The 25,367-nt window shown below is 60.5% G+C and carries 22 protein-coding genes; 12 read left to right on the top strand and 10 right to left on the bottom strand.

The annotated features are described in order from the left end of the window. The first annotated feature begins 141 nt into the window (after positions 1 to 141). Complete coding sequence (locus JF616_03775) at positions 142 to 795, top strand: hypothetical protein (protein ID MBW8886857.1); 654 nt, start codon at positions 142 to 144, stop codon at positions 793 to 795. Positions 796 to 797: 2 nt separating this feature from the next. Beyond that, positions 798 to 968: a hypothetical protein gene (locus tag JF616_03770; GenBank protein MBW8886856.1), complete on the top strand. Its 171-nt coding sequence runs from the start codon at positions 798 to 800 to the stop codon at positions 966 to 968. Between the two features lie 75 nt (positions 969 to 1,043). Here JF616_03770 and JF616_03765 read toward each other — a convergent pair whose 3' ends face one another. Together JF616_03765 and JF616_03760 are read right to left on the bottom strand one after the other, a co-directional pair. Next, positions 1,044 to 1,517 carry a hypothetical protein gene (locus JF616_03765; GenBank protein MBW8886855.1) on the bottom strand — a complete coding sequence of 158 codons (474 nt, stop codon included), beginning with the start codon at positions 1,515 to 1,517 and terminating at the stop codon, positions 1,044 to 1,046. 62 nt (positions 1,518 to 1,579) lie between these two features. Then, positions 1,580 to 1,987 carry a DUF2721 domain-containing protein gene (locus tag JF616_03760; GenBank protein MBW8886854.1) on the bottom strand — a complete coding sequence of 136 codons (408 nt, stop codon included), beginning with the start codon at positions 1,985 to 1,987 and terminating at the stop codon, positions 1,580 to 1,582. 66 nt (positions 1,988 to 2,053) lie between these two features. Here JF616_03760 and JF616_03755 point away from each other — a divergent pair, with 66 nt between their 5' ends. Then, positions 2,054 to 2,521, top strand: coding sequence for a hypothetical protein (locus JF616_03755; protein ID MBW8886853.1), 468 nt, complete (start codon positions 2,054 to 2,056; stop codon positions 2,519 to 2,521). A gap of 15 nt (positions 2,522 to 2,536) precedes the next feature. On the opposite strand, the gene JF616_03750 is transcribed toward JF616_03755, so the two are convergent. The 4 genes from JF616_03750 to JF616_03735 all read right to left on the bottom strand — a co-directional run bounded on the left by JF616_03750 (position 2,537) and on the right by JF616_03735 (position 8,261). Continuing rightward, positions 2,537 to 3,517, bottom strand: coding sequence for a ThuA domain-containing protein (locus tag JF616_03750; GenBank protein ID MBW8886852.1), 981 nt, complete (start codon positions 3,515 to 3,517; stop codon positions 2,537 to 2,539). 128 nt (positions 3,518 to 3,645) lie between these two features. Then, positions 3,646 to 4,614: a hypothetical protein gene (locus JF616_03745; protein ID MBW8886851.1), complete on the bottom strand. Its 969-nt coding sequence runs from the start codon at positions 4,612 to 4,614 to the stop codon at positions 3,646 to 3,648. A gap of 65 nt (positions 4,615 to 4,679) precedes the next feature. Next, positions 4,680 to 5,651: a hypothetical protein gene (locus JF616_03740; GenBank protein MBW8886850.1), complete on the bottom strand. Its 972-nt coding sequence runs from the start codon at positions 5,649 to 5,651 to the stop codon at positions 4,680 to 4,682. Between the two features lie 63 nt (positions 5,652 to 5,714). After that, positions 5,715 to 8,261 (bottom strand): peptidoglycan-binding protein, encoded by a 2,547-nt coding sequence (locus JF616_03735; GenBank protein MBW8886849.1) that lies wholly within the window; start codon positions 8,259 to 8,261, stop codon positions 5,715 to 5,717. A gap of 521 nt (positions 8,262 to 8,782) precedes the next feature. Here JF616_03735 and JF616_03730 point away from each other — a divergent pair. Continuing rightward, the gene (locus JF616_03730; GenBank protein MBW8886848.1) at positions 8,783 to 9,592 is read left to right on the top strand and encodes a transglutaminase family protein; all 810 of its coding nucleotides are present in this window, start codon (positions 8,783 to 8,785) and stop codon (positions 9,590 to 9,592) included. 26 nt (positions 9,593 to 9,618) lie between these two features. On the opposite strand, the gene JF616_03725 is transcribed toward JF616_03730, so the two are convergent. After that, complete coding sequence (locus JF616_03725; protein ID MBW8886847.1) at positions 9,619 to 10,269, bottom strand: hypothetical protein; 651 nt, start codon at positions 10,267 to 10,269, stop codon at positions 9,619 to 9,621. A gap of 159 nt (positions 10,270 to 10,428) precedes the next feature. Between JF616_03725 and JF616_03720 the strand changes: the two genes are divergently transcribed. The 3 genes from JF616_03720 (at position 10,429) to JF616_03710 (ending at position 13,288) form a co-directional block, all read left to right on the top strand. After that, positions 10,429 to 12,411 (top strand): helicase-associated domain-containing protein, encoded by a 1,983-nt coding sequence (locus tag JF616_03720; GenBank protein ID MBW8886846.1) that lies wholly within the window; start codon positions 10,429 to 10,431, stop codon positions 12,409 to 12,411. A 137-nt stretch (positions 12,412 to 12,548) separates the two neighbouring features. Then, positions 12,549 to 12,758, top strand: a complete 210-nt coding sequence (locus JF616_03715; GenBank protein MBW8886845.1) for a DUF2892 domain-containing protein — start codon at positions 12,549 to 12,551, stop codon at positions 12,756 to 12,758. 5 nt (positions 12,759 to 12,763) lie between these two features. Further along, complete coding sequence (locus tag JF616_03710; GenBank protein MBW8886844.1) at positions 12,764 to 13,288, top strand: RNA polymerase sigma factor; 525 nt, start codon at positions 12,764 to 12,766, stop codon at positions 13,286 to 13,288. Positions 13,289 to 13,343: 55 nt separating this feature from the next. On the opposite strand, the gene JF616_03705 is transcribed toward JF616_03710, so the two are convergent. From JF616_03705 to JF616_03695, 3 genes are read right to left on the bottom strand one after another with little or no spacing between them, the layout of a single operon-like run. Continuing rightward, positions 13,344 to 14,327: a hypothetical protein gene (locus JF616_03705; GenBank protein ID MBW8886843.1), complete on the bottom strand. Its 984-nt coding sequence runs from the start codon at positions 14,325 to 14,327 to the stop codon at positions 13,344 to 13,346. Continuing rightward, positions 14,327 to 15,112, bottom strand: a complete 786-nt coding sequence (locus JF616_03700) for a hypothetical protein (protein ID MBW8886842.1) — start codon at positions 15,110 to 15,112, stop codon at positions 14,327 to 14,329. The genes JF616_03705 and JF616_03700 overlap by 1 nt, the downstream gene beginning before the upstream one ends. Further along, the gene (locus tag JF616_03695) at positions 15,109 to 16,764 is read right to left on the bottom strand and encodes a PEGA domain-containing protein (protein ID MBW8886841.1); all 1,656 of its coding nucleotides are present in this window, start codon (positions 16,762 to 16,764) and stop codon (positions 15,109 to 15,111) included. Before JF616_03695 ends, JF616_03700 begins: the two co-directional genes overlap by 4 nt. A gap of 136 nt (positions 16,765 to 16,900) precedes the next feature. Here JF616_03695 and JF616_03690 point away from each other — a divergent pair, with 136 nt between their 5' ends. From JF616_03690 to JF616_03670, 5 genes are all read left to right on the top strand, one after another. Then, positions 16,901 to 18,058, top strand: coding sequence for an ATP-binding protein (locus tag JF616_03690; protein ID MBW8886840.1), 1,158 nt, complete (start codon positions 16,901 to 16,903; stop codon positions 18,056 to 18,058). 146 nt (positions 18,059 to 18,204) lie between these two features. Then, positions 18,205 to 19,746: a hypothetical protein gene (locus JF616_03685; GenBank protein ID MBW8886839.1), complete on the top strand. Its 1,542-nt coding sequence runs from the start codon at positions 18,205 to 18,207 to the stop codon at positions 19,744 to 19,746. Positions 19,747 to 19,898: 152 nt separating this feature from the next. Then, positions 19,899 to 20,537: a hypothetical protein gene (locus tag JF616_03680; protein ID MBW8886838.1), complete on the top strand. Its 639-nt coding sequence runs from the start codon at positions 19,899 to 19,901 to the stop codon at positions 20,535 to 20,537. Between the two features lie 4 nt (positions 20,538 to 20,541). Further along, the gene (locus tag JF616_03675) at positions 20,542 to 25,014 is read left to right on the top strand and encodes a cadherin-like beta sandwich domain-containing protein (GenBank protein MBW8886837.1); all 4,473 of its coding nucleotides are present in this window, start codon (positions 20,542 to 20,544) and stop codon (positions 25,012 to 25,014) included. Positions 25,015 to 25,078: 64 nt separating this feature from the next. Then, the gene (locus JF616_03670) at positions 25,079 to 25,360 is read left to right on the top strand and encodes a type II toxin-antitoxin system Phd/YefM family antitoxin (GenBank protein ID MBW8886836.1); all 282 of its coding nucleotides are present in this window, start codon (positions 25,079 to 25,081) and stop codon (positions 25,358 to 25,360) included. Positions 25,361 to 25,367 lie beyond the last annotated feature (7 nt).

The following is a 25,367-nucleotide window of genomic DNA, read 5'->3' as shown; positions in this document are numbered from 1 at the left end:
ATTCTGACGGTTGAATCCACCGCCCACTTCCTTGAACTCCGGCCCGAATAGTGCCTGCGCCTCAGTTGGCCTTACGCGCGCGGATCCGGCCGCTTGGCCTTCCCTTTGCTTTGGTTCCGATCATCCCCGATTGGAGGCCTTATGCAAACGGCGTCCCCTTCCCTTCCGAACCCTTCCCTCCGCCGCCGCATCGCGCGGGTCGCATTGTCCGCGGCGCTCTTCTTGTTCACGCTCGCAGGCCTGGTCGCATGCGCCCACACCGCCCAGCGCTCCGCCGCGGCCTCCAAGGCGGGAGCCGCCGCCGTCGATGGACGCAGCTGCCAAGAGCCTGAGGAAATGCTCGACGTGCTGTCCCGCTTCACGACCCTGGTGCAGGACAACCAATATCATGCCGCCATCGCCCTGCTCGATCCCGTCGATCAGAAGCGCATGCTGGCCGCCGACGGTTCCGTGCCCGAAATCATGAAGCGGAAATTGGACGCCCTCAACTTCAAGGCGCTTCCCAAGGACCGGCGCGTGGATCTGGTCCGCGGCCGCCTGACGGGCATCTGCGACTGCCTGCCCTGCCTGGACCAGGGTCCCGCCGATTCGGTCGCGCGCACGTCTCCCCCCAATAAACCGGCCCTCTCCGACACCGCCGAGAAGAGGCGGGCGGGGTTGGCCAAGGAGTTTTACCGCCGCATCCAGGAAGGCCGCTTCGATGCGGCCGGGGACCTGGTGCATCCCGAAGAATGGAAGGTGTTCGTCGACGATAAGGGCCGCATGTCCGACCTCACCGAGCGCCGGCTGCCTTAGGCATGCTGCTGGAAAGCGAAAAGAAATTCTTCCTGGGACCGGACGGGAAGCCCAGGGCCGATCGGGTCGCCAAGCTCAAAGCCTTGGACCGGAGCCAGTGGCGCCGGCTCTATCTCTATCGTCACGTACTGTTGGGAGTGGCCGAAGCCGCCATCGGGTACGGAAATCTCTGAGCCCTGCCGAAACCGCCATTACACCATTTAAAATGGTAGTTGTAGGAACTTAAAGCAAGGCGGACAAAGCGCTCTTCACGGAACCCGAAGGGCGCGTGGAGATTTCCCCCGAAGCCAGATCGAGCTGGCCATGGCGTTATCGATCGCGGTGATGGGTACTTCAACGGGGAAGTCCAGGGTGGTGACGGCGCCGCCCTCGACGGAAAATGCCGGGATGGGCGTCGAAATGGCCGTGGCGGAACGGGAGTTGATGTGCAGGTTGAGGATGGGCTTGATGGCATCCGAGCCGAATGCCGCCTTCCCGCTGTTCCCGGAATTATCCGCCTTCACGTGGAACACCATGACCAGCTTGAACTTCTCCAAGCTCGGCGTAAGCAGGCTGCCGGTGTATTCGATGTTCTGCCCGTCCACGGCCGGCGAACCTTCGGAGAATTTCACGCTGGCGACGTTCACGGCGTCGCTCGCCTTGTCCACCAGGGAGCAGCCTCCCAGCAGCATCGAAAGGCCGGCGAAAAAAGACAAAGCGAATTGGTGTTTACGCATGGCCATCAGAATAACTAATCCCGGAGTGCCGGGCAACCGCCCCATGGGATTCCCTGCGCCTCCCGCTCTCAGCCCTTGCTTTTCTCTTCCGCTTCCAAATCCCGCAAGTGCAAATCCAGCGCCTGGCCGGACAGCCGGATTTCGACCAGGGCCCAGACCAGGGAAAGCAGCAGGCAAAGGATGCTCACCGCGAAGACCGCCTCGCCGGCGCGGTAGTAGCCCCGGAAGAGCAGGAACATGCAGGCGGTACATAGGATCATCGCTATGATGCCGAAGGATTGCATGTCGCGGATCAGGTGCATGCGCCAGCGCATGCTTTTGATTTCCAGCAGGTAGACGGGATTGGGCTTTTCGGTATGGGTGCGGTGCAGGTTTCGGATGATGGCCGCCAAGCCGAAGAACCGGTTGGTATAGGCCAGCATGAGCAGGGAAACGGCCGGGAAAAGGAGGGCGGGGGTGCTGATTTCGATATGCATGCCCACGGAAGTAGCAATCTTATCCGGAAGGAGGTTCTCGGCCGCAGAAACCGTTATCTTTGTAGCATGGAACATTTAGCCCGCGATGAAATGCGCGCCCAGATCGAGCAAGCCCTGAAGCGTTCGGCCCCCGGCGATTACCAAAAGCCCCCGGGCGCCGGCGACTTCGATGCCTTCCTGACCCGCCGCGGCCCTAAGGGCCATGACATCGCCTATTTCTGCGACGATGAAGTGGTGTCGGTGGAGTTCGGCGGGGTCGGAACGCATTGGGAATACAACCCCTCCGAAGAGGATGCCGATGCCGATCCCGAAGACGGCGTGGCGGAAGAGCCCCCGGATCCGAAGACGGTCGTGAAAGGGGTGGTGCAGACCACGCAGGAGATCGCGACGGAGAAGGTCTTCGCTGCGGAGTACCGGAAGCTGCACGCCAAGGTGGCCAAGCTGCACGCGACATCGGCCTTCGAAGGTTTGAAGGCGATGAAAGGCTTTAAGGGCGTATCCTGGAACGGGAAGTTCGACTTCGTGGGCGGTTAGCCGCCCGCCTACGGCTTAACGGATTTCCGCGCCGGCCTCGCGCCCGCGGGCGTCCTTCTCCAAACCATCCCCGAAGCGCGCCCCGGAAGTCAGGAATCCCTCCTTCGGCACGGCCACCGTTTTTTTCCGGGCCACCGGATTGGCCACCGGGACCACGTCGCGACCCAGGATGTATTCCATCCCGCCCCACAAGTGATAGAGGAAGAGCGAATCCGAGTTCGGGGAGCTGGGCTTGGGCGCATAGGAATCCGTGGTATGGCCGATGGCCGTCGTCCACGCGCGCCCGCCCATGTAGGCGCAGGACCAGCTCATGGGATGATCGGTTCCCGCATGCCCGTTCTTGTAAGTGGACTCGTCCACCGTCATCAGGATGTGCATGGACGGGTTGGTGGCCGAACGCGGATTGGCGCGGAAGCCGTATATCTCGTCGGTGCGCGGCCAGCGGCCGTCCGGGTGGGCGGCGAGAACGGGACGCGAAGCAGCGTCCGCGCTGTCCGCCACGACGAGGGTGTGCTTGGTGGTCGAATCGCCGGGCAGGCTCTGAAAATAAGCGCCCCCGATCATCTTCCCGTAGAAGGCCCAGTTGGGCTCCGCATCCAAGGCCGCATGGATAATTTGCGCCCCGCCCCCGGCCTTGAACCATTTCTCGAAGGCGGCCTGCTGCGTATCGTTCAGGAAATCGCCCGTGGTCTTGAGGAACACGATGGCCTTGTACTTGGCGAGCCCGGTGTCGGAGAAGAGGGCGGCATTTTCGGAGGTGTCGACAATCAGGCCCTTGCCCTCGTAGAAGGCCTTCAGGGGCGTGCGGGAAGCGACGACATTGTTCTCGCGGGTGCCGGCGGTTTTGGTGAAGAGGAGGACGCGGTCGGCGGCGAGGGCTGAGGTGAAGCACAGAGCGAGGACGAATAGGAGCGCGGGGCGGACGGCCAGGGCTAGAGCCAGGCGGCGGGCGGGGCGGCTAGCATGGACGAGAGCGGGGCGCGGCAGGGTGGGCATGGGAGGTCCTCCGGGTGGGGAAAGGTAGCATTAGGGGGAGGAGGGGGGATGAAGGGGGAAGGGCGGCGGTTGGGGTATTTCGGCCTGCTTTACCCCGCCTTCCTTCATTCCTCGAATCTCTTCAACGGTTAATGCGCCCCGAAGTCAACTCGGGTGATTGGGCCGTGCCAATTCCTATGCACGAAACTGACCCACGCCGAGGGCGGGATTTTTGGCTTCTGTCCCGGGAGCGGGGTGAAAAAGTCGGCTAGATCAAAGCTGAAAGTCCCGGAATAAGTTCCGTCCTTGAATATCATTTTTTCACGCGGTAACCAAATCACATTTGCATCAGGATCATCGGAGCCGGCCTCGGCAGCCATGACGTGCAAAGGTAGACGTACCCAATCCCCTTTCCAGCTTCCGATAAATCGAAAGGCGCACTCCACTGGCATGCTAGCCAATCCATTGTGCATTGACGGCTTTCCGGTCCGAAAAGTCAACCCTCCGGTCGATGGGGCTTCCAGTCCGGGAACGGGATGGTACTGGACACCCGGGATGGACCGGCCTTTGGATTCCCCCCCGGATTTGGCGGTGAGTAAGGATTCGAATGGAGAGGTTGGCGGAGGGGCCTTATCCGAAATGACCCGGAATCCGAAAGCGTCGGATTGGAAATTACCGGCATGCAGGAAAGCCAGGTAGCTGCCTGTTCCGCCTGAGAGGTCATGGGCTGATATCGTGCGCCACATATCATAGGTTTCGTAGGTTTTCGCACGGGGAATGCCGGGTCGGGGCGTTTTTGGCTTAGGCTGCTCGATTAGCGGCATCTTCCCATCGTCTTCGCGCATGGATTCCAGAATGAGCTCACCGGTCACTATGGAAGACAGCACCACGGTCGCGTTGCGAAAGGGAATGAAGACGGTATTATCTACCGTGTTCGTTTTACATACGGAATAAAAAGGATAGTCGGGATGTTTGGACAGGTCCCATACCTTCGCGCCATGAAGATAGCAGCCATAGGGTTCCTCCGAGGCGAGTAGGGTCTCGCGCATAGACGACCCAAAATCCCTCTGCTCGAAATAGGCTTGGTCGGGAAGGGCGGCCAGCAAGGCGTCAATCAAAGTACCTCGATCCTTAACCGATTAAGGCAATTCCATTTTGGGTTGCCAACTGTTTCCGCTACCCTTCATTTAGGATGCGCAGCCTTAAACTGGAGATAGGCTCGGTGATCCAGCGCAACCGCCCAGACATCCAGAGGCTCGTCACGGATGCCGGGCTTCTCTAGACTGGGAAGATGAAATGAAATGTCACCCGAAAGAATGCGGTGATCGGACGGGCCTTCCGGTTTCTCCACGATAGGAAGATCCACCAAGGATTTGAGAGTCAAGAGGCGGTTTTTTCCGAACCCGAACACCAACATCGGGATATGGCCGTATATGGGCCGGCCGTCCGGATCCGACTTCATTTCCTGGGCGGGAATGAGGAAGCCAGGCAACCCGGCAATGCGAAACCGAATTCGAAGACGCCCTTCACCATGAGGCCCTTTTTCTTGGCCGAGTACCCATTCCATTTCTTTGGATTCGGTCGATTTTACCTGAGTGTGGTGGAAATCAAATGAAGCCGGCGGCTCATTCTTTTGTATTCCGCCTTTTCGAATGCTTTGAATTTTATCCAAATATGGTTGAGTTGAAATCTTAAAAGTATCGGAATAAAGTTCGATGGTCCTTTCATTGGATGCTTCCGGACCGCATGCAAGCCAAACGAGGTAACGGCCGACCTTTTGGCCCAGATCAACTTGCTTCGCCAAATCCACTTCAAGCCAATCAGTTGACCAACCAGGGGACGGCGGAGGTTCATTTCGGCGTGCCGGGCTTTCTGCCAGCTTAACGAGTTGGATTTTTCCGTTTTCCAAGTTACTGACGACCAGCTGCGTGGTCGTCTCCAAATTATAGACGTGGAGTTTTTCCGAATCCCCCGAGCGATGGCAGACGAGAGGGATGGTTTTGTGGGTCGAAAGATTGACTGCGGGAGGCGCATCCAGAAGCATGCCATCCGCATGGGCGTCCAAACGATCCAATCCGATATCCCCCTTAAACGATAAAGGGTTGTTCCAGTATTGCTCCCCAGAGAGGTGGAGGGGCCCCTTTTCTTCCGACATAGCGTTCCCGCCTAAAATTAAGTGGATGGCCAAAAGCCAATTTCGAGCCGACGACATGCTTTCCTAGTCCGTCCAGGATTTTCTGATGTCCTGAAGGTCTTCAGCGCGGATGTAGGTACTGCAATCTTCACAAAAAGCATACTCCGTCGAAGCGGCCATATCCGAGGCACCAAACATGATGCATGTTCTTTCTTTGAACGCCGCGTCCGTCTGAAAATCCGAAACGGTTTTATCCTTAAGCCCCTTGGCGCAATGAGTGCCGATATGCCCATGTTCCCCGTAGACATCGCCTTCCGGTACGCCTTTTGGAAAGGGATAACCCGGTATGGGTTTGGTCAACGGCCTTCCGAAAGTCGAGTCGACAGAACTATTGGCGTATGCTTGCCCCATGTTGTGACCCAACTCATGGGCAATTACCATGGCCATGCCCACGGGGTCGACCTCTCCGGCGAAAGTATTCATCCATATATCACCTTGCAGAGCCGCACCATTGGTATTGGTTTTACACGCGGCACCAACGATGATGATCGATAGGCCGATTACCTTTCCTTTGTCGAAAAATTGTCCATCAGAATCCCTGGGGATGGAATTACCTGGATATGCATGCTTTCCAGCTGGGAATTTTAGGCTAAGCGTCCGAATCCCCTTGAACTCCACGTGCGCCTTGATATCTTCCTCGGACGTGAAAACGCCGCCCGATATGAATGCGCCTCCCGGGTCTGATGGTGAGAGGATTGGTTTCCATTCGCCTTTGCCTCCGGACGCGGACTCATCGTACCAACGCGAAGCTTTCCATTTCAGTTTAGTAATGGAATAGTCTCCGTACGAAAAAGCGCCGAAGGCGTCGATGGTTCTTTCGAAGACGGAGTGCTTCGGACTTACCTCCATCTGTTTGAAAACCTTGTCGAACTCTTGTTCCCAATCGACCACTTTTGCAATGTAGTCGCACCAAACCATTGAGACCGTCTTCCTTTCGCTCCTATGCACGGCCTTCCTGTTAAGAACGTTCCTCAGTTGCCCGAAGGAGAGCACAAGTGCCTTGTTTCCCTTGTTCTTTCCTAAATAATGGGCGTCGATGATATTGTGCTTGCCATCTTCGGCTAAATCCTCTTTCCCGAAATTCCCGGCAAAAATGGGATTAAACTCTACAAAGTTTGAGCCTAATACCTTATCGAGAGAGGATCGTGACTTCTCGGGTAAGCCCGGGCTTTTATCGGGGTTAAAAACTGTATAGTCTGTAAGTCTGTTGTTTCCAGAAGCCAAGGGCTGATGGATTTCATACTCCAGCTTGCGCCAATTCACTACCGAAACTGTCCCATCCGCCTTCCCCTTGCCTAACCCAACCTCCACCTTGAAGCTATCGCCCCCCGCCAATCCGCAAGCCAACACCAAGGACGCCTTACCGCCCTTCACCTCGATCTCCAATTCGGCGACCCCGTCCTTGAACTCCGTCAGCTTCCCCTTTGTGTCGGGCTTTAATCCCGGCTTCGGATCATTCCGCTTGCTGTTATCCTTCCCGGCTGTCACCTTCCAATACAGCTTCGCCCCATCGGAACCGCCTTCGACCTCGATCTCCAAAGTGCGCTCCGGCCCTTGGCCCGGCTTATCCGCCGCAAGGTTCACATACTGCTTGAGATCTTCTCCCTCCTTAACGCCTACCCACTTCAGCTTGCCCACGGGCGTCGGCCCCGCCCCCTTCTTCTCTACAACCAGGTTGTCGTAGAACCGGCACTTGAAGCCCGGCGTCCTCCGCTCCCCTTTTAACCCGGCCTGCTTCTGGCAAGGCATGATCGCGCCTTGCTTGCACGGGTAATGGATGGGGAAATTCTTGCTCACCTTCAAAAGCAGCACCGCCACCCGCCGGTTCGTCTCGCAAGCCCCTTGCGTGTTCTCGATCAGGTTGAACTCGCTGCACCCCGTGAACGACTTTCCGTCGATGGCGTCGAACTCCTTCGCATCGCAAGCTGGCGCCGCATTGGATTCGAAGTAGGCCAGGAACAAGGCTTCCCGGGTCTTCGCATCGGCCGCGCCCGTCACCCCTATTCCTTGCTTCTCCTGGAAATCCTTCACCGCGCCTTGCGTCTTCGGCCCGTCCTGCCCGTCGATGGCGCCCGCATCGTGTCCAAGGTGCTTGAGCAATTCCTGCACGGCCGCGAGGCCCCATTTCTCTTCGCCGTAGAGCGCTTCCCAAGGCTTGGCGTCCTTGGCGAGATAAGCCTGCACGGATTTGGCCCGGCGTTCGGAGAGGGATTTGTTGCTCCCTTCGTCGCCCACCGCATCGGCATGCCCGAACACGGCTAGTTTGCAGTCGGAATGCTTGGCCTTCCAATCCTGGACCGCCTGGCCCAGGGCCTTGAGGTCGCCGGCTTCCGAAGCGCGGATGAAGCTTTTGCCGGTGGCGAAGGTGAGGTTCTGGAGGATATGCATCTCCAAGACCCGATCCGCCATCTCATCCACCACCTTCGGCGCCTTCGATCCATCCAGCGGCTCCGCTTCCGAATGCCGCGCGATGAAGTAATACTCCACCCGTTGCAGATTGTTCCCGTCTTCGTCCCGGAAGTTCGGGATGTATACGGGGATCTTCAGGGTCGCTTTCCCGTCCTCGGCCATGGCCTCGCCTTGGGAAATGCGCTCGGGCCCTTTCGGGGTCTTCGCGAAGAGTTCGAAGCTGACCCGCTTCTTATGGGCTACCTCCGGAGGCAGTTCCACCTCGACCGAGATCGGCGACTCCTCGTTGAAGCCGACCTTCTCGGCCTCCCATTTAGGATTGAAAAGACGGGCCGATTTCGGTTTCGGTTTTTCCGGCGCTGATGCAATGGGGGCAGCGCCTTCCGGCGCGAACGCGTCAGCCCCGGTCGAGGCGGCGTCGCCGGCTTGGGGACGGGGGCCCGAACCCAATCGCCTATCGATTTCGCTGAAGGGCTTAAAGAAGGAATCGGGGGGCATGGTCGGAGGGGAAAGATACTTCCGCAGGGAAATCGGGATATGATTCCCATCACGTCCCCTTCCGTTAGGGGGTTTATGTCAGGAAGTGCGTTTAGCTGCGCTTTATTGATCGTCCAGCCTCGGAATCTTACGGCGGAAAGAAATAACATGGGAGGATTGGAGGGCTATCAAACTAGGTTCATTCCATGCGGATACGCGCCGGTTTCGAAATAGGCTTTGAGTATCCCGAGCCCACCGCGGTGGTACTCACCTTATTCCTGCACCCTTCCCGTATGATGGATATCCGGAACCGGGAATCCTTCAGTGTGCTTCCTGTCACGCCCATAACCGAATACGTCGACCTGTACGGCAACCGCTGCGCCCGGGTTTTCGTACCACAGGGACGTACCGCCTTCCGTAACGATTTCACGGTCGAGGACGACGGCCTACCGGATAAGCTTGCTTGGAACGCGCGGCAGCATGAAGTGCAAGAACTGCCGGACGAAACCTTGGTCTATTTACTCCCGAGCCGTTATTGCGATACCGATAGCGAACTTCGCGAGGTGGCTAAGCCGCTCTTCTATGGCACGCCGTTGGGATGGGCGCGGGTGCAGGCCATTTGCGATTTCGTGAACCGGCATATCCGCTTCGACTACATGTTGGCGCGGGCGAACCGTTCGGCCACGGAAGCGTATCGCGAAGCGGTGGGGGTTTGTAGGGACTACACCCACTTGGCCATCGCGTTCTGCCGCATCATGAACATTCCCGCGCGGTACTGCACTGGCTACCTCGGGGACATTGGCGTGCCCGTGGTTTTACCGATGGATTTCAGCGCCTGGTTCGAAGTCTATCTGGGCGGGAGATGGCATACCTTCGATGCCCGCAACAATACCCCGCGCATCGGGCGAGTCCTGATCGCGCGCGGTAGGGACGCGGCGGACGTGCCCCTGACCATGTCCTTCGGCCTGAACCGGCTTTCCGGCTTCGACGTGTGGACCTATGAGGAGGCGGGCTAAGGGCCCGTGATAAAAAGGAGTCGCGGTTAAAAGGCGAAACCGATTTTCAGAAGCTCCACGTCGAGGATCAAATCCTTCATCCATAGCGAAGGAAGGCTCGGAAGGTCGCCGTCCCCTACCTTGTCGCCGACGAAGTATCTCCCCAGGGAAACGTTCCAACCCCAGTACAATCCCATGCGGGAAAAAATCCTGCCCCCGATTCCGAAGCCCACGCCCATCCGGTTCAGGGTTTTCCGCCCTCCGTTGGTCGAATCGAAAACCAAGATATTGTGGTAGCTCGCGTTTTGGAAGCGGGTGAGTCCGCTGATATAAAACCCTTTTTGCCGGCCGGATAGGAAATAACGGTATTGGGCGTCGATGGTGAAGGCATGGCTGCTTTGGTCATCGGAGTTTGCCTCGTAGGTGAAGGGGAAGGCCAGTTCCGCGGAGCGATTCAGGGAAAAATTGGATATCGTGCCGGAAAATCCGCCGCCCTTATCGAAGAAGAGCAAGTACAAAGGATCGACTTCAACGCCCCAATTTTTATCGGCGATGGGGCTCTGCACCACATCCTTATGGATTTCATCGACCTGAACGGCCATGCGATCGATCTTATCGCCCTTTTCCGTATTTTGGGTGGAATCCGGGGGTTTTACCCCATCGGCGAAGACGGAGGTAAAAGGGAAACCTAAAGCCATAACGAGGGATAGTTGCCTAAGATTCATGATATTCCAAGCTCCACGGCGCGGGTGCGGTGAATAAAGGTGAGACGGATCAAGTAGAAGTTAAGGTAACTCCTTTCCGAACGCCCTACGATTCTCGATCCGATTCGCCGGCGACTTTCTACCATAAAAGCCATGTACGGTTTCACCCGCGAATATTGGCGCAACCTGCTTCCGAAAATCCCGCGTTGGCACGCCCTTACCCTGCCGCAACGCGTCGCCGCCCTCGGCATGCCCCATGGCTTCCATGATCCCCTGTACGCTTTCCGGAACCTGCCCGCGGAGCTGGATGCCTTCTGCTTCGACACCGACAGGCTGGGCCAAAAACGGGCCACGCCGGATTTCCAATACCTGATCGCTTTCGTCCAGAGGCTGGCGCCTTGGTCGAGGCGGGACGGCACCGACCTGCGCGCTTACGTGCAGGCGACCACGACCATGGCGCAGCGCAACGCCATGACCGGGATGAGCCCGGGGCAGAATAACGAGTACGCCACCCAGGCCTACGTCAAACGGTTCAAGGAGGGCGCTTTCGGCCGCGGATTGGCGGAAAGCGAATCGCCGGCGACTTTCATCCGGGCCATGGGGGGTTGGGTGCCCGGCGGCGATGATTTCGGGACCGCGGAGTTCCGGCTCCTGCGCGGATGGTTTCTCCAAGCGACCCGCCTAGGCGATGCCGCCTACATCCTGGATGCGGGCGCTTTCGAGGATCCCAAGGGAAGCTTCGAACCGGCCGATCTGCTGAACCTGGCCGTCGGCTTCGGCCTGGCCATCGTATACCGGCGGGAGGAGGATTTCCTCCCATGCTTCGCGGTGGCGGCGCCCAAGGCCGCCGACGAACATCGACCCGAAAAATTGGTGCTTAAGACGGCCCCGGCGCCCGATCCCTTCTGGCGGCCCTTCGTGCTCGACGATATCGACGCCTGGTTGCGGTCCCTCCAGGACCATCCGGCCCCCGTCCTGAGCGACGGATGGAACGTGCCCTTGGCCCATCATCGCAAGGTGGCCAAGGAGTTCATTCCCTTGCCTCCCTGGCTGCCCAAAACCGGTTTCCAGCCGGAGGACCGCGCATGCCCGGCCTTATGGCTCATCCTGCGGCTGGAATTGGCGGAAACCTTGGGGGGCAAGCGCAAGGAGTGGCGGCTGGGGGCGGCGCCCAAGGGCGTAGCCTGGCTTACCCTATCGCGGGAGGAAAAGCTGAAGGCCGTGCTGGAGGTGGTCCCGCTCGCGGCGGCCGCGCCGGGCAACCGCGGCGAACCTTCCCAGTACGACACCCTGGTTTACCTGGGGGACTTCGGGGCCAACCCCATCCCCTACAAGGCGGCGACGCCGCTCCTGTTCGAATGGTTGCATCGCGCCTTCGCCGCATTGCCCGGCCCGGTGGAATGGCAGGCATTTTGGAAAAGCGCGGCGGGCAAAGCGAATCCGTTCCTCCGGGATGCGGATCGCGATCCGGAATTGGAGGGCCGTTGGGCCGCATGGGAGCAGGCCCCGGAGGAGGCCTATGCCGCCTTGCTGCACCGCTACGCGGGACGGCTGGCCGGCTTTGGCGCGCTGGGGTTCGCGGAAGCGGGCGCGGGCCGGATCGCCGTCCTGCCTACCTCGGTGGGGGAATGGCTTTTCGGCCGCGCGAAAAAATGGTCTCTTCCCGGAATCCGCAAGGACGTAGCCGTGGTGGGCGCCGATTTCACGGTGACCTTGCTGGAGAAGTCCCTGGAAGCGCAGGTGGAACTGGCCGCCTTCGCGGAGTCGGAAGGAAACGTGTTCCGGATCAAGAAGAAATCCGTGCAGGCGGCCGCGCACGGGGGCCGCACGGCCGAGTCGATGCTGGCGGCGCTGAAGTCCATGTCGAAGCACGCCTTGCCGGCGAACGTGGCGCATGAGATCGGCGAATGGGCGCGGGCGAAGAAAACGGTGCGGGTGGAGGAAACCCTCCTGCTCGAAGGGGAGGACCCGGTGGTCATGGCCGAGATCCGGGCGGCTTTCCCGAAGGAGTTCGCGGCGGTGGGGACCGCCGCCTTGAAGTACCTGGGGAACGGAACGCGGGACGCGGTGGTGCGGAAGCTCGCGAAGAAAGGGTTCTTTACAAATGCGAAATCGCCGCCGAGGCCGCCGCCATAGCGCCCGCCTTCGCTTCCGCCGCCGCCATTGAGCCTAGTCCTACGGAAATATTTTTCCGGTCGCGAACCGGATCCGGGTTTCACCTCCTCTCTTTCCCGGGCGCCGGATGGATCGGCGTCCGAACCGAAAGAGGGCGTATGTTTTACGTTAAAAACGTGCCGGGCGTGGAGCGGGGAATCCGGATTACCCTGGGTTTAGCCATGCTGGTTTCAGGTCTTTGGGCTTTGAAAGGATCACCCGCGGGTTATGCCTTGGCCGCGATGGGCGCAGTCGCCCTGCTGACCGGCTTCGTGGGCTTTTGCCCGATGTGCGCCATGGCGGGGCGGAAGTTGGATAAGGGAAAATAACCGGTATGCGCGCATCGCGACCCTATGATTTGCCTCTCTTGGAGGCCGCGCGCGCCGGGGATCGGGAGGCATTGCTCTCCTTATTGGCCGCCGCGCAACCGGATATCCGCCGCTATGCCCGCCGAAGCTGCCGCGTTTCCGAGGATGCGGATGAGGCGGTGCAAAAGGCCCTGCTGGAGATCTATCATCAAATGGGAACCTTGCGCGTGCTGGCGGCTTTCCCCGGTTGGTTGTTCGCCATCGTCCGGCGGGAATGCACGCGGCTCGCGAAATACGCTTTCCGGTGGACCGATATCGATACGCCGGAATTCGAAGCGCGCTTCGCGAATAAGCCCATGGAGGATTTGCGCCTGGATATCGGTAGTTGCATCGAGTCGCTGCCTATCAACTACCGCGAAATCGTATTGCTGCGCGACATCGAGGAAATGACCATCGACGAAATCGGCGAACGGCTCTCCTTGTCCCGGGAATCGGTGAAGGCGCGGTTGCATCGGGCCAGGAAAATGATGCGGGAATACTTACGGCCATAAGCCGCGGCTACCTGGGAAATGATTGGCCCGCTCACGGCGGCGGGCCTCCGGGGAATCAGAAGGACTTCCCCACGGTCATCAGCAAGGAGGTGTTGGATTGCGATGGGTTATCCGTCGCCTCCGGCGTCTTGGTCAGGGTGACCAGGCCGCCCACCTCGATGTCCCTCAGCATGCGGACGAAGGTCGGTAGGCTGAACAAATCCCCGTCCTTTTCGGGGTAGCGGTAGCCTTCCCCCAGGAAATTGACGCGGTACCAAATCCCGCCGGAGAGGGAGCTCTTGACCTCGGTCGCGGCGCCGTCGCCCAGGGCGTAGCGCCGTTGCGAACCGATCCGGAAAGTGACGCTGCGGAAAAAGAGCTTCTCGAATCCCACGTCCACGATGGATTGGCCTTTGGCCGTATCCTGGAAGCCGAGGCGGGCGGTGGCCATCCAATCGGAGGGCAGCCCATAGGCGAGACCGAAATTGTACTCCCTGGGATCGTTCCCGGGTTGGGTACCATTGGCGTTACCCGCGAGCCGCGCCAGGTTCAAGCAGGCGAAGTCGGCGCGGAACCTGCGGAAGGCGCCGGACAACCCGACATCGGCGTAGGCCTTTTCCGTCTTCTGCGCGTCGGCCCGGGTGCGGGACAGGTAATCCAGGTAGCGTAGGTTGAATCCCAAGGCTGCGGAGGCCGCGCCTTCGGCGGTCAGCCCCAGATCCACGGTCGAGAGGCCGTACCCGATTTCGTATTTCTTGGCGTCGTAGGAGTCGCTTACGCCCGAGGGATCGGTCCAATCCAGGGTTTGCCCGGAAATGGCGAGCTGGAAATTCGGCAAGCCGAGGATCAGGCTGCGGCCGTCCTCTTGGATCCCGAACTGGACCGTCGTCTCCGTGGTCCGCGCCAAATCGGCGGGGTTGAGGGGATGCAAAGGCTCCATGGTGGTCGGGAAGACGTCGCCGGCATTGATGGGTCCGCCGAACCGATCGGATGCCGAGACGCTTTCCGTTGCGGACGCGGCGCTTACGGCGATGGCGGCCAGGAAGATTAAAATCCGCATTACGGCATTCTCCGGGACAAGGGATTGAAATGGGCGGTGACGGAGAAGGCGACGAAGCCATCATTCGCCAGGGTGGGATACCCGCTGTCGACGCGGTAAACCATGCCCAATTGCAAATACTGCCCCGCATCCATGCGCACGCCCACGGAATAGAACCGCTCTTCGATCCGATCGAGTTGCTCCAGGGAATTCCCCAGCGCGAAATCGGAGGTGAAGGACAAGGGGAGGGGTTTGCCTTTCCCATCGGCCAGGCGCAATTGCGCGCCCCCGAAAATATGGAAGGCGTTGTACCGCGAACTGAGGCCGGCGGTGACATGCGGTTGCACGTAGGGCAAGGTGCTTTGGAAGCCCGCCACGAAGTAGGCGCCGTAAGGCAGGGCGAAGCCGGTGGCCATGCGCCATTGGCCCCAAGTGGTGGGCGCTTCGCCCAGGGCGTACTTGATGCTCGGGACGATGGGGATGTAAGGGCCGGCGGTCTGGGGAGAGAAGCCGCCGTCCTCGCTGCCGGAGGCCATGCGGTAGGTGTTGCTCAAGCCGATCTCGATCGGCAGGGTGGTCAAGGAGGCCATCAAGGTGAGCCCGGCGGGGTATCGCGAGACGTTGCCTTGATCCTTCACGGCCATGAAATAGCCGGAGGAAAGATCCGGCCCGAAGGATTTCTCGTCGGAGGGGACGTAGTTGATTCCCGTGAAGCCGTAGCGGGTCATGTCCGCCCGCGTCGCGAGCGGGGAAAGGCAGACCAAGGCGGCCAGGGCGGGGGACAGGATATAGGCGATCATTTTCATAAGGCGATCAAGGCTCCCATGGAAGCGACGAAGAAGAGTGCGCCCAGCAAATAGGTTTTGCTTTTCGCGAACCCGCGATGCAGGGCCGTGTCATGATCCGCGCTGACGGAAACCTTTCCGATGGAGGTCCCGTGGAAGGAATTGAGGGTCACGGTGTATTCGCCCTCCGGCAGGGCCACGGGATCGGCCGGGGTGTATCCCCTGAAGGCCCCGTCCACCAGGATTTCCGTATGCGGCTCCGAGACAATCTGCAAATGGCCCGGCTTCTGATCCAATTTGACTTCCTCCCGGGTCTCCTCGTCGGTGACGATGTCGATGGGCGTCTCCTTGGAGTAATAATCGTCCATGTCGAGCAGAAGCTTGTAATGGCCGATGTTCAGGCTTTCCTTGACCACGGGCGTGCGCCCCAAATCCCTGATGGTGCCGCCGTCATCCAGCCGCACGCGCACCACCCTGGGGGTGGAGACCACGGTAAGAAGGCCGGTTTGCAGTTTCAGATCCTCCTTGATGATGATGGTGTCGCTGGGCTTAACGCTATAGGTTTCTTGGAAGGGACGGTAGCCGCCCGAGGATATTTCCACGGAAACCTTGCCCGGTTCGACCTTGTCCACCTTCAGGGGCGTCTTCCCGAAAAAGCGGCCGTTCACCGAGACGGATGATCCCGCCGGCAAGGTCGATACGTCCAGGAAGCCCATCTTGATCTTCAACTGGACGTTGGACTGCGTGCTTTGCCCGCGGTTCACGAAAACCTTTTCCTCGGACGGATAAAAGTTCGCGAGCTCGACGCGAAGATGGTGCTCCCCTTCGGCCACGTTCTTGATTTCCCGCGGCGTCTTGCCCATGGGCTTGCCGTCCAGGAAGATCGCCGCGTCCACGGGTTGGGAATTGACGACCAGGTTGCCCGGCAAGGCGGTAAGCGAAGCGTTGATGGACACCTGGGTCTTGGGGCTCACCCCCACCGTATCGATCCAGCTTTGGTAGCCCGCCGCCACCAGCTCCAAGCGGTAGCGGCCGCCCAACAAATCGTCCAGCCTCAGGATGCTGTTGGGATTGGCCTTGCCCACGAAATCGCCGTTCAGGAAAACCTCGGCCTCGACGGGTTGGGAAGCCACGGTGATGGAACCCATCCATTGCCGGAGGTATTTCTTCTCGATGGTCCCGGACAGGAGTTGCACCAGCGCTCGCAAATCCTTGTCGGCGCCGGAATGCCCGGAAGCCGCCGCCACGACTTCGCCCGTGCCCGTGGAGATGAGACGCGCGTCCACTTCCAATCCGCCGTCCAGATAGGCGACGTCGCCGGTCAGGACCACTTCCGCCTTATAGGCCGCTTCCAATTGGCGGATTTGCCTTTGCGTGATTCCCAAGGACGATAAGGTTTGCGCGCCCAGGACCTCGGCGATCTTGGATCGTTCCAGGACCGTGAAGTTGGAATGGTTGCGCATCTCCGTCACCAGCATGGCGGATAAGGTGGTGCCGTATCCGTATTCCTTGGCCCTGGCATTGGCGTCGTTGAACGGGAGGACGGCCAACACCGGCCGGACCCGATTGAGTTGGCCCTGGGTAACCGGAAGGGATTTATCGGTCTCGGCGGAGGCCAGCGAGGCCGCGAGCGCGGCGCAAAAAACGAAAGAGAGAGATAGAAATAGGCGCATGTCCCTTGGACGCTTGCCATTCCGGATTTCGCAACTTCACCTCGATAAAGGCGGGTTCAAGATGCGCCAAATGGGGATCTCCTCTTGTTTTTCTTAATTGCAATTTAGAGATAGATATTCTAAAATTAGACTCAAAATGGAAACAGTATCTCGTTTTTTAACTCCTCCCGATCAGAGCTTTTTCCTGTTCGGGCCCAGGGGCACGGGTAAATCCACCTGGATCCACGAGCATTTCGGGGAGAAGATCTTATACCTGGATCTTCTTAGGATGGATTTATTCCGCTCCCTTACCGCCAACCCCGAAAAGCTGCGGGAGTTGGTAGCCGGGAGCCCCGGGACCGATACCGTCGTACTGGATGAAATCCAAAAGGCGCCGGCCTTGCTCGACGAAGTCCACTCCTTGATGGAAAGTCACAAACGGATCCGGTTCATCATGACGGGGTCGAGCGCGCGGAAATTGAAACGGGCCGGAGTGGATTTGCTTGCGGGACGTGCCTTGGTGAGAAACCTTCATCCGTTCATGGCCGCCGAATTGGGGAAGAAATTCGTGCTGGAAAAGGCATTGAAAAGCGGACTCGTGCCCTTGGTGATGAACGCCAAGGATCCTGAAGGCACTCTGTCTTCCTACGCCGCGCTTTACCTCAAGGAAGAAGTCCAGGCGGAGGGATTGGTCAGGAACATCGGGTCCTTCGCCCGCTTCCTGGAGGCCATTTCCTTTTCGCATGGTTCGATCTTGAACCTTAGCCACGTGGCCCGCGAATGCCAGGTGGGCCAGAAAACGGCCGAAGGGTATCTGGAAGTTTTGGAAGACTTGATGCTGGGCCATCGTTTACCGATATTCCAGAAAAGGTCCAAGCGGGCCTTGGCCAGCCACCCCAAATTCTATTACTTCGATACGGGCGTTTTCCGTAGCCTCAGGCCGACGGGTCCTTTGGATGATCCGGGGATGGTGGAGGGCGCGGCCTTGGAAGGCATGGTTTTCCAACACCTGCGCGCGTGGATCGGTTACAGCGGGGACAAGCACTCGCTTTCCTACTGGCGGACCCGGGCTGGCACTGAAGTCGATTTCATCGTCTACGGCAAGGACGGCATGCATGCCTTCGAAGTCAAGAATTCGAAGCGGATCCGCCCGGAGGATTTTTCTGGACTGATTTCCATCGGGGAGGAGTATCCGATCGCGAAGCGTTACCTTCTTCACCAAGGCGCGGAGAGGTTTATCCATGATGGAATCCGCTGCATTCCCTGCGGTAGATTCCTCGCGGAGCTGAGGCCGGGGAAACCCATTCCGGATTAGGCGGTAAAGCGCTCTCCGCGCGAGAGCGCTCTCCGTGGGGGAGCGCTACCAGGCGGGCCATATCCGCCCATGCGCTCCTTTAAGGGTAGAATCGGTGATGTCCCCGCGATGTGGACATCGATCAACCGCCACCCTAGGAGCTCACCATGCCCGCAGGCTTTCCCGCCGCCCTCGCTCTCCGGGCCCTCGTTCTCCTTTCCGCCATGACGGCCCTGGCCGCGCGCGCCACGGTCGCCGCGTCTCCCGCCGGCTTCAGGTATTGGAACCCGGAGGATACGGCCACCATCCCCAAGACATTGACCGCGACGGGGCTGTACCCGGGCGCGCCGGGAAAGAACGCGGCGCTGATAGGCCAAGCCAAATACTACGAGGTCAATACGCCGCTTTGGAGCGACGACGCCAAGAAGAAGCGTTGGGTCATCGTGAAGCCCGGAAAAACCATCGGCTTCAGGGTCGACGACGATTATTGGAGCTATCCCGACAGCACGGTGTTCGTCAAGGAGTTCGCCATCGATACGGTGCCGGGGGACACCAATACCCGGGTGCTGTGGGAAACGCGCATCCTTTACCTGAAGAAGCAAATCTGGGATTCGACCGACGGGCATATCACCCTGACGGACAAGTGGTACGGGTACAGCTATAAGTGGGACGCGAACCAGAAGGAAGCGCGTTTGTTGCCGCCGGGAGGCAGCGACGACCAGATCCGCTTCTACCCGGATGGCCTGGGAAAAGCCTCGCGCATGAAGAAATGGTCCTTCCCGAGCCGTTACGTTTGCGACCGGTGCCATTTGTCGAACCAATCGGATACCGTGCATGGACGCTCGGTGCTGGGGTTCTTCACCGCCCAGCTCAACCGCCCCGCCCCCAAAGTTCCCGCCATGAACCAATTAGATTGGTTGATTTCCCAAGGCGTCCTGAACGGCGTGAAACCGGCCACGTGGGAAACGGCCCCCCGTTGGCGCGGCCTCGAGGATAGCGCGTTCACCAGCGACAAGTGGAAAAGCCTGGACGTGCGCGCCCGATCCTACATCGGCGCCAACTGCTCCGGCTGCCATGGCACGCGCGGGGGCTGGCTCGGCGCCTATAACAGCACCGAATTGAACTATGACTATTTCAACATGACGCCCCACATCGAATTCCGCGACCATTGGGTGGGCTCCGACCACGGCGTCGATACCATCGCCCCGGAGTTCTGGCCGGTGACCGATACCCTCCACAATCCCCTGCGCAAGGATTCGCTCGTCATCGCCGCCAAGCTGATCATCGCCGGCTATCCCTCGAAATCGGTTTTGCTGCAACGCCAGAAGACGCGCAATACGGTCCCCGGCGATTTCGGCGGCGTCGATCAGATGCCCCCGGTCGCCACTTTCGAAGTCAATCCCGCCGCCATCGCCCTGTTGGAAAAATGGATCCTGGCCATGCCGCCGCTGCCTGTCCCTCCCGCGGAGGCCATTCGCCCGCACGGGGCGCTGCCCGCGGGATACGCCGTACGCCTGCAAGGCCGCCGCCTAGAGGTCGCCATCGGGCCCGGTAAAGGATCGGCAGAGGTCGGCCTGATTTCCCGCGATGGACGGCGGATATCCCTGCGTCGATTGGGGGAAGGGTTGTATGAGTTGCCCGCGGGACTGGGCAGAGGGGTCTATTTCATCCGCGTGGGGGACCGGAGTTACGTCCGTTACCTGTTTTGAGCGGAATCCCGATTAATTAATCGATCGATTCCGATTGGGTGGTGCAAACCGCGCTTCCGAAGCGTCTAACGCTCCCAGCGTGCCTGATCCCGGCGCGCTGCGGGGGGCCCAAGTAAATGGTAGGACGAGCCCAGTTAGTTAAGTTTCCCCGGATGCGAACATCCTACCTGTTACTGTTGGCCTTCCTGGCCTGGCGTCCCGGCCAATCCGCGCCATCCCCCTCCCCGTCCCAATCCGCCTCCAGCCCCGCGGTGGTCGCGGCCCTGGATCAGAAGAAAATCCACGCGGACTACAACGACGGCAACTTCGAAAAGGTCACCAACGCGCTGGAAGCGTTTATGTCTTCCCACAAGACTTACAGCCTCCAGGATAGCGTGTTCATCGCCAAACACCTGGCCGTGGTCTATACCGCCAATCCCGATACGCGCGAGAAAGGCAAGTACTACATGTACCGATTACTGGCATTGCTGCCTTCGGCCAGACTGGTGGACATGTACGTCAGCGACGAGATCGATCGCATCTTCGACAAGGTGCGCGAGGAATTCCTGGCCCGTCAGCAAAACTTCGGCGTCGATGCGGCCCGCATGGCGCTGCCCCAGGATCCCCCGGCCACATCCCGCGCCAATGATCGGACCGCTGCGGCCTCCACGGAGCCCCGCAAGGACGGCCATGTCGGCTTTTGGATCGCGGGGGGAGCGGCTGCCGTCGCCGCCGGATTGACGACGGCCTATTTCATTATCGAAAACCAACCGGCGCCCGCCCCCGACAAGATCTACCGCGTCCCCAATTAACGAGATGAATCTGAAAAAAACCATCGCCCGCCTGACCCTTTTCCTTCTCCCGCTCCTCCCGCTGGCTTGCCATCTCGCCGATGCTCCGCCGGGCCGCACCACCATGGCCATCACCGTGGACACCGCCCTTCTGCGCGCGGATCGCGTCGTCATCGTGCTGAAAGCGTCGTCGGGAACGGATACCCTATTCGACGGGAAATTGGCGAGCCTGGACACCCTCCAGCGTTTGCCCGCCCAGGGTTACGACGGCGGCGCCGCCGAGTTCACCATCCAAGGCTTCCAGGCGGGCCAATTGGTGTACGAGGAAAAGCGCGACTACAACGGCAGTACGCAAAGCACCATGCAGGTGCAAATCCCGATCGATCGGCTGCATCCGCCGCGGGTAACCTCCCTGGACATCCGACCGGACAACGTACGGCTTTACGTCGGGGGCGGGACCTATGCCCTGGAAGCCCAGCCGCCGGAGGCCTGGCGGGGGAAAGACCTTTCCTGGTCGACGGGGGACCCTTCCGTGGCCACGGTTTCGCAGTCCGGCGTGCTGACGCCGGTGCATGCGGGCGTGACCTATGTCCGCGCGAGTTCCGGCGACACCGCTTTCGATGCCTCCTCGGTGACGGTGGCGGTCGATGCGCCCGCGCTCGATTTCGGCTCCGACACCACGGTGGCGGCCGGCGCGAGGGTGTCCTTCCAGGTCAAGGTGACCCAGGAATACGGCGATGTCGCCGCGTTCGCCTGGGATCTCGACGGCGACGGGAAATACGAGGATTCGGCGGCGGGGACGGCGGGGCAAACCCTGTTCTCCACCCCGGCGAAGGCCTTTCCGGTGACCGGCGATTTCCAAGTCCGCGTGCGCGTACGGGACGGCGAAGGAAACGTCGCCACGGCCTCCCGGCATATAAAGGTAGGCGCGACCGCTCCTGCCATCGATTCCTTATCGGCCACGCCGGCGACCGCCGTCGTCGGCGACACGGTGCGTTTCTCCGCCCAGGTTTCGGGCGGCGGAACCGCGCTTAAGTCTTTCGCATGGGACTTCGACGGGGACGGCAAGTTCGATCAGTCCGGGGATCTGCAAGGCAATGCCGCCACCCTGAGCGGCGCTTTCGCTTACGCCGATGAGAAGACCTACAAGGCTTCCCTGCGCATCACCGACGCGGCCGGCGCCTCCGTCACCGGCTCGATCCAGGTCGCGGTGAAGCTCGATCGCCCCAAGGCCCATGCGGGTTCGGCCCAATCCGTGGCGGCGGGCGCTCTGGTCCGCCTGCAAGGCACCGGCACCGATTCCTCGGGGACCATCGTGCTCCGGGAATGGAAGATCGGGACCGGAAGTTTCTCGACCGCCTCCGATTCGGGGACGGTGACGTTCACGGCGCCCACCACCCCGGGCGTGATCGCTTGCGTGTTCCGGGTGACCAACAATAGGGGCCTTACGGACGAGGAAACGGTCCTCGTGACGGTGAACGATTCGAAGGCGCCTACCATACCGTCCTTTTCGCCGCGCGACACCACCATTTCCATCAAGGATTCCGTAGCCTTCCTGGCGCAAGCGCAGGCGACGGATGCCGATCTGAAATCGTATAGCTTCGACCCCCTGGGCGACGGCAAATCGGTTTCGCAAGGCGATTTGAGCGGCCGCAGCGCGGCCCTTCACGGCGGGCATCGCTATCCGGATACCGGCACCTATACGGTGTCGCTGCAGGTGCAGGATCAAGCGGGCAAGTCCGCTTCGGCGCAGGCCCGGGTGATCGTGGTCCTGGATCCCCCCAAGGCGGATGCCGGCAAGGACACCAGCCTTCCCGTGGGCGGGACCGTGAACCTGCATGGCAAGGCTTCGGACGGGATGGGGAAGGTGATCCGGATGGAGTGGAAGATCGGGAGCGGCCCGTTTACGGTCGCATCCAAGGGCGATACTTCCTTCCAGGTCCCCGCCACCGCGGGCCTCTTGCCTTGCGTCTTCCGGGTCATGGACGATGACAGTTTAACCACCACCGCCACGGTGAACGTCACCGTAACGCCCTCGGGCAACGCCGATCTATCCGCTCTCGCGATCTCCTCCGGCGCCCTGTCGCCCGCCTTCGCGGCCGGAACCGCGGCTTATACGGTTTCGGTGGCCAACTCCGTGTCATCGCTTACGGTCACCCCCACCGTCGCGACGGCCGGCTCTCTCGTCAAGGTGAACGGCGCCGCGGTCGCCTCGGGCGCCGCCTCGGGGGCCATCACCCTCGATATCGGAAGCACGGCCATCACCGTCCTGGTGACCGCGCCGGACGGGATCACCACCAAGACCTACACCATCGGCGTCACCCGCGGGAGCGCCCCGAATGCCGATCTCGCGATCCTGGCGCTGTCGGCGGGGACCCTGAGCCCCGTGTTCGCGCCCGCGACCGCCGCCTATACCGCTTCGGTGGCCAACGCCGTCTCCAGCCTTTCAGTGACCGCCGCCGCGGCCGCGGCGGGGTCCGCGATCAAAGTGAACGGCGTGGCGGTGGCATCCGGTTCGGCCTCCGGCGCGATCACCCTGACCGTGGGCTCGACCATCATCACCGTCGCCGTGACCGCCGCCGACGGGGTGACGACCAAATCCTACACCGTCACCGTCACCCGCGCGGCCGGCGCCGATGCGGACCTTTCCGCTCTCGCCCTTTCCGCGGGAACCTTGAGCCCCGTATTCGCGCCTGCCACCATCGCGTATACGGCCACCGTATCCAACGCTACCGCCAGCCTCACGGTCACTCCCACCGTGGCGGGAACGGGATCCACCGTCAAGGTGAACGGGACGGCCGTGGCCTCCGCCACCGCCTCGGGGGCGGTCAACCTGATCGTCGGGGCCAACGCCATCAGCGTCGTAGTTACCGCCCAGGATGGAACCACTACCAAGACCTACACGATAACGGTAACCCGGGCCGCCAACGTGGACGCGACCTTGTCGGCTCTGGTCGTTTCCGGGGCCACCTTGAGCCCCGCATTCGCATCCGCCACCATCGCCTATACGGCAACGGTCGCGAATTCGGTCCTCAGCGTTACCGCCACCCCGACCGCGTCGGCGGCCGGCTCCAGCATCAAGGTGAACGGCACCGCGGTGGCTTCCGGAACCGCCTCGGGAACCCTCAGCCTCATCGTCGGGACCAACGCCGTCACCATTAACGTGGCGGCGCAGGATACCTCGGTGAAAAAGACCTATACGGTCACCATCACGCGCGCGCCTGCGAACGCGGATTTGTCCTCTCTGGTTCCCAGCAGCGGCAGCCTGAGCCCGGCTTTCTCCTCCGCCCAGATTAATTACGCCGATACCGTGGCCAACGGCTTGGCCAATTTCTCGCTCACCCCCACCGTCGCGGCCACGGGTTCCACCGTGGTCGTGAATCCCGGAAACCACGTGGTGATCTCGGGCCAGAGCTCGCCGGCCTCCCCGCTGATCGAGGGCGACAATGCCTTTTCGGTCACGGTGACCTCGCAAGACGGCACGGTGAACAAGACCTATAACGTGACCGTGAACCGCAAGCCGCCGCCGCTGCGCCTGGCCTATTTCGTAATGGACGATTCGGCGGTCGTCCATGTTTCGTCGTCCTTCGCCAGCTCGGGAGGTGCGGTAACCGTCACCCATGCCGGCGTCGGCCTCTACACTGTGGTACTCAACGGCATGGACGACGGCACCATCGCCAGGGGCGCGGCGAATGTGACGCCCCTCGGTATCAGGGGCGGGTATTGCAAAACCACGGGCATGACCACCACCGCCGCCGGCCTTACGACGCAGGTGATCTGCTTCAATTCCGCGGGCGTCAACACGGATTCGAAGTTCTCCTTCGCCCTGTATCCGCCCCGGCAGGCGCCCTTCGGTTACGCGGAAATGCGCATCGCCTCCTCCCCCACCTTTTCGCCGACGGTCTGGTACAACTCCGCCGGCGGGACCGCCTCGGCCCGCCAAGCCGACAACTATCCCACCACCCACGGACTCTACAACATCACCTTCGGGAAATTGTCGACCGCCATCGGCTCTGCGGACGGAATCCTGGTGACCGGTCTAGGCACAACAACCGATCATTGCGCGGTAGGCTCCAGCGGAATGAGCGTTGGGGGCGATTACGATGCGCTGGTCGAATGCTTTCCGCCGGGATTCGCCACCGGCACCGCCTACGCCAGCTTCACGGTCTCCATCACCGGCCCCATGCCCGCGAACGGCAATATGGGCCTGGGCTATGCCCTCGTCTTCCCTGACGGCAGCACGGCGAACGCCACCAACTCCGCAGGCACCGTGTCCGTGACCCATCCTTCCACCGGTATCTGGAACCTGACCTTCAACGGCTTGGGCGGGGTCTTCCCTTCCCGCGCGGGTAACGTACAGGTTTCCCCCTTCAATTCGTCCAGCCTCTGCTCGGTGAACGGTTGGAGCGGAACCGCCAATCTCGCCACCGAGGTGCGTTGCGTGGATCCCAACGGCAACCCCAGCGACGAAACCTTCAGCATCTGGGCCGTGAAGTAGCTAAAAGACCCATTGACGCCTTGTACCGTAAAACGTACAATATATGGTACAACAAGGGGTTAAAATGGAGCGAATTGAGCTAGATAAGGATATAAAGCCCATCAGCGAGTTTCGGGCGAATGCAACCAACTTGATTGATCAGGTCAATAAGACAAAACGCCCTCTGGTCATCACGCAACATGGGAAGAGTTCGGCAGTCCTTCTTGACGTCAAAGAGTACGAAGCTCTGCTGGATAAAATCGAACTGCTCTCTGATTTGGCGGAAGCCGAAGAAGACATCAAGAACAAGCGGATATATTCCAACGAGAAAATAAGGGAGATGCTCGGGAAAAGAACCAAAAAATGAAGGTTCA

Source organism: Fibrobacterota bacterium (assembly GCA_019509785.1).
In the GTDB taxonomy this organism is placed as follows: domain Bacteria; phylum Fibrobacterota; class Fibrobacteria; order UBA11236; family UBA11236; genus Chersky-265.
This window is presented reverse-complemented; position numbering and strand designations above follow the sequence as displayed.

Coding starts and splice junctions, on each gene's coding strand:
- JF616_03675 (MBW8886837.1), top strand. CDS start 20,542: ATGAATCTGAAAAAAACCATCGCCCGCCTGACCCTTTTCCTTCTCCCG.
- JF616_03750 (MBW8886852.1), bottom strand. CDS start 3,517: ATGCCCACCCTGCCGCGCCCCGCTCTCGTCCATGCTAGCCGCCCCGCC.
- JF616_03770 (MBW8886856.1), top strand. CDS start 798: ATGCTGCTGGAAAGCGAAAAGAAATTCTTCCTGGGACCGGACGGGAAG.
- JF616_03755 (MBW8886853.1), top strand. CDS start 2,054: ATGGAACATTTAGCCCGCGATGAAATGCGCGCCCAGATCGAGCAAGCC.
- JF616_03690 (MBW8886840.1), top strand. CDS start 16,901: ATGGAAACAGTATCTCGTTTTTTAACTCCTCCCGATCAGAGCTTTTTC.
- JF616_03710 (MBW8886844.1), top strand. CDS start 12,764: ATGCGCGCATCGCGACCCTATGATTTGCCTCTCTTGGAGGCCGCGCGC.
- JF616_03735 (MBW8886849.1), bottom strand. CDS start 8,261: ATGGCCGAGGACGGGAAAGCGACCCTGAAGATCCCCGTATACATCCCG.
- JF616_03705 (MBW8886843.1), bottom strand. CDS start 14,327: ATGCGGATTTTAATCTTCCTGGCCGCCATCGCCGTAAGCGCCGCGTCC.
- JF616_03725 (MBW8886847.1), bottom strand. CDS start 10,269: ATGGCTTTAGGTTTCCCTTTTACCTCCGTCTTCGCCGATGGGGTAAAA.
- JF616_03680 (MBW8886838.1), top strand. CDS start 19,899: ATGCGAACATCCTACCTGTTACTGTTGGCCTTCCTGGCCTGGCGTCCC.
- JF616_03685 (MBW8886839.1), top strand. CDS start 18,205: ATGCCCGCAGGCTTTCCCGCCGCCCTCGCTCTCCGGGCCCTCGTTCTC.
- JF616_03760 (MBW8886854.1), bottom strand. CDS start 1,987: ATGCATATCGAAATCAGCACCCCCGCCCTCCTTTTCCCGGCCGTTTCC.
- JF616_03715 (MBW8886845.1), top strand. CDS start 12,549: ATGTTTTACGTTAAAAACGTGCCGGGCGTGGAGCGGGGAATCCGGATT.
- JF616_03700 (MBW8886842.1), bottom strand. CDS start 15,112: ATGAAAATGATCGCCTATATCCTGTCCCCCGCCCTGGCCGCCTTGGTC.
- JF616_03670 (MBW8886836.1), top strand. CDS start 25,079: ATGGAGCGAATTGAGCTAGATAAGGATATAAAGCCCATCAGCGAGTTT.
- JF616_03730 (MBW8886848.1), top strand. CDS start 8,783: ATGCGGATACGCGCCGGTTTCGAAATAGGCTTTGAGTATCCCGAGCCC.
- JF616_03775 (MBW8886857.1), top strand. CDS start 142: ATGCAAACGGCGTCCCCTTCCCTTCCGAACCCTTCCCTCCGCCGCCGC.
- JF616_03740 (MBW8886850.1), bottom strand. CDS start 5,651: ATGTCGGAAGAAAAGGGGCCCCTCCACCTCTCTGGGGAGCAATACTGG.
- JF616_03695 (MBW8886841.1), bottom strand. CDS start 16,764: ATGCGCCTATTTCTATCTCTCTCTTTCGTTTTTTGCGCCGCGCTCGCG.
- JF616_03765 (MBW8886855.1), bottom strand. CDS start 1,517: ATGGCCATGCGTAAACACCAATTCGCTTTGTCTTTTTTCGCCGGCCTT.
- JF616_03720 (MBW8886846.1), top strand. CDS start 10,429: ATGTACGGTTTCACCCGCGAATATTGGCGCAACCTGCTTCCGAAAATC.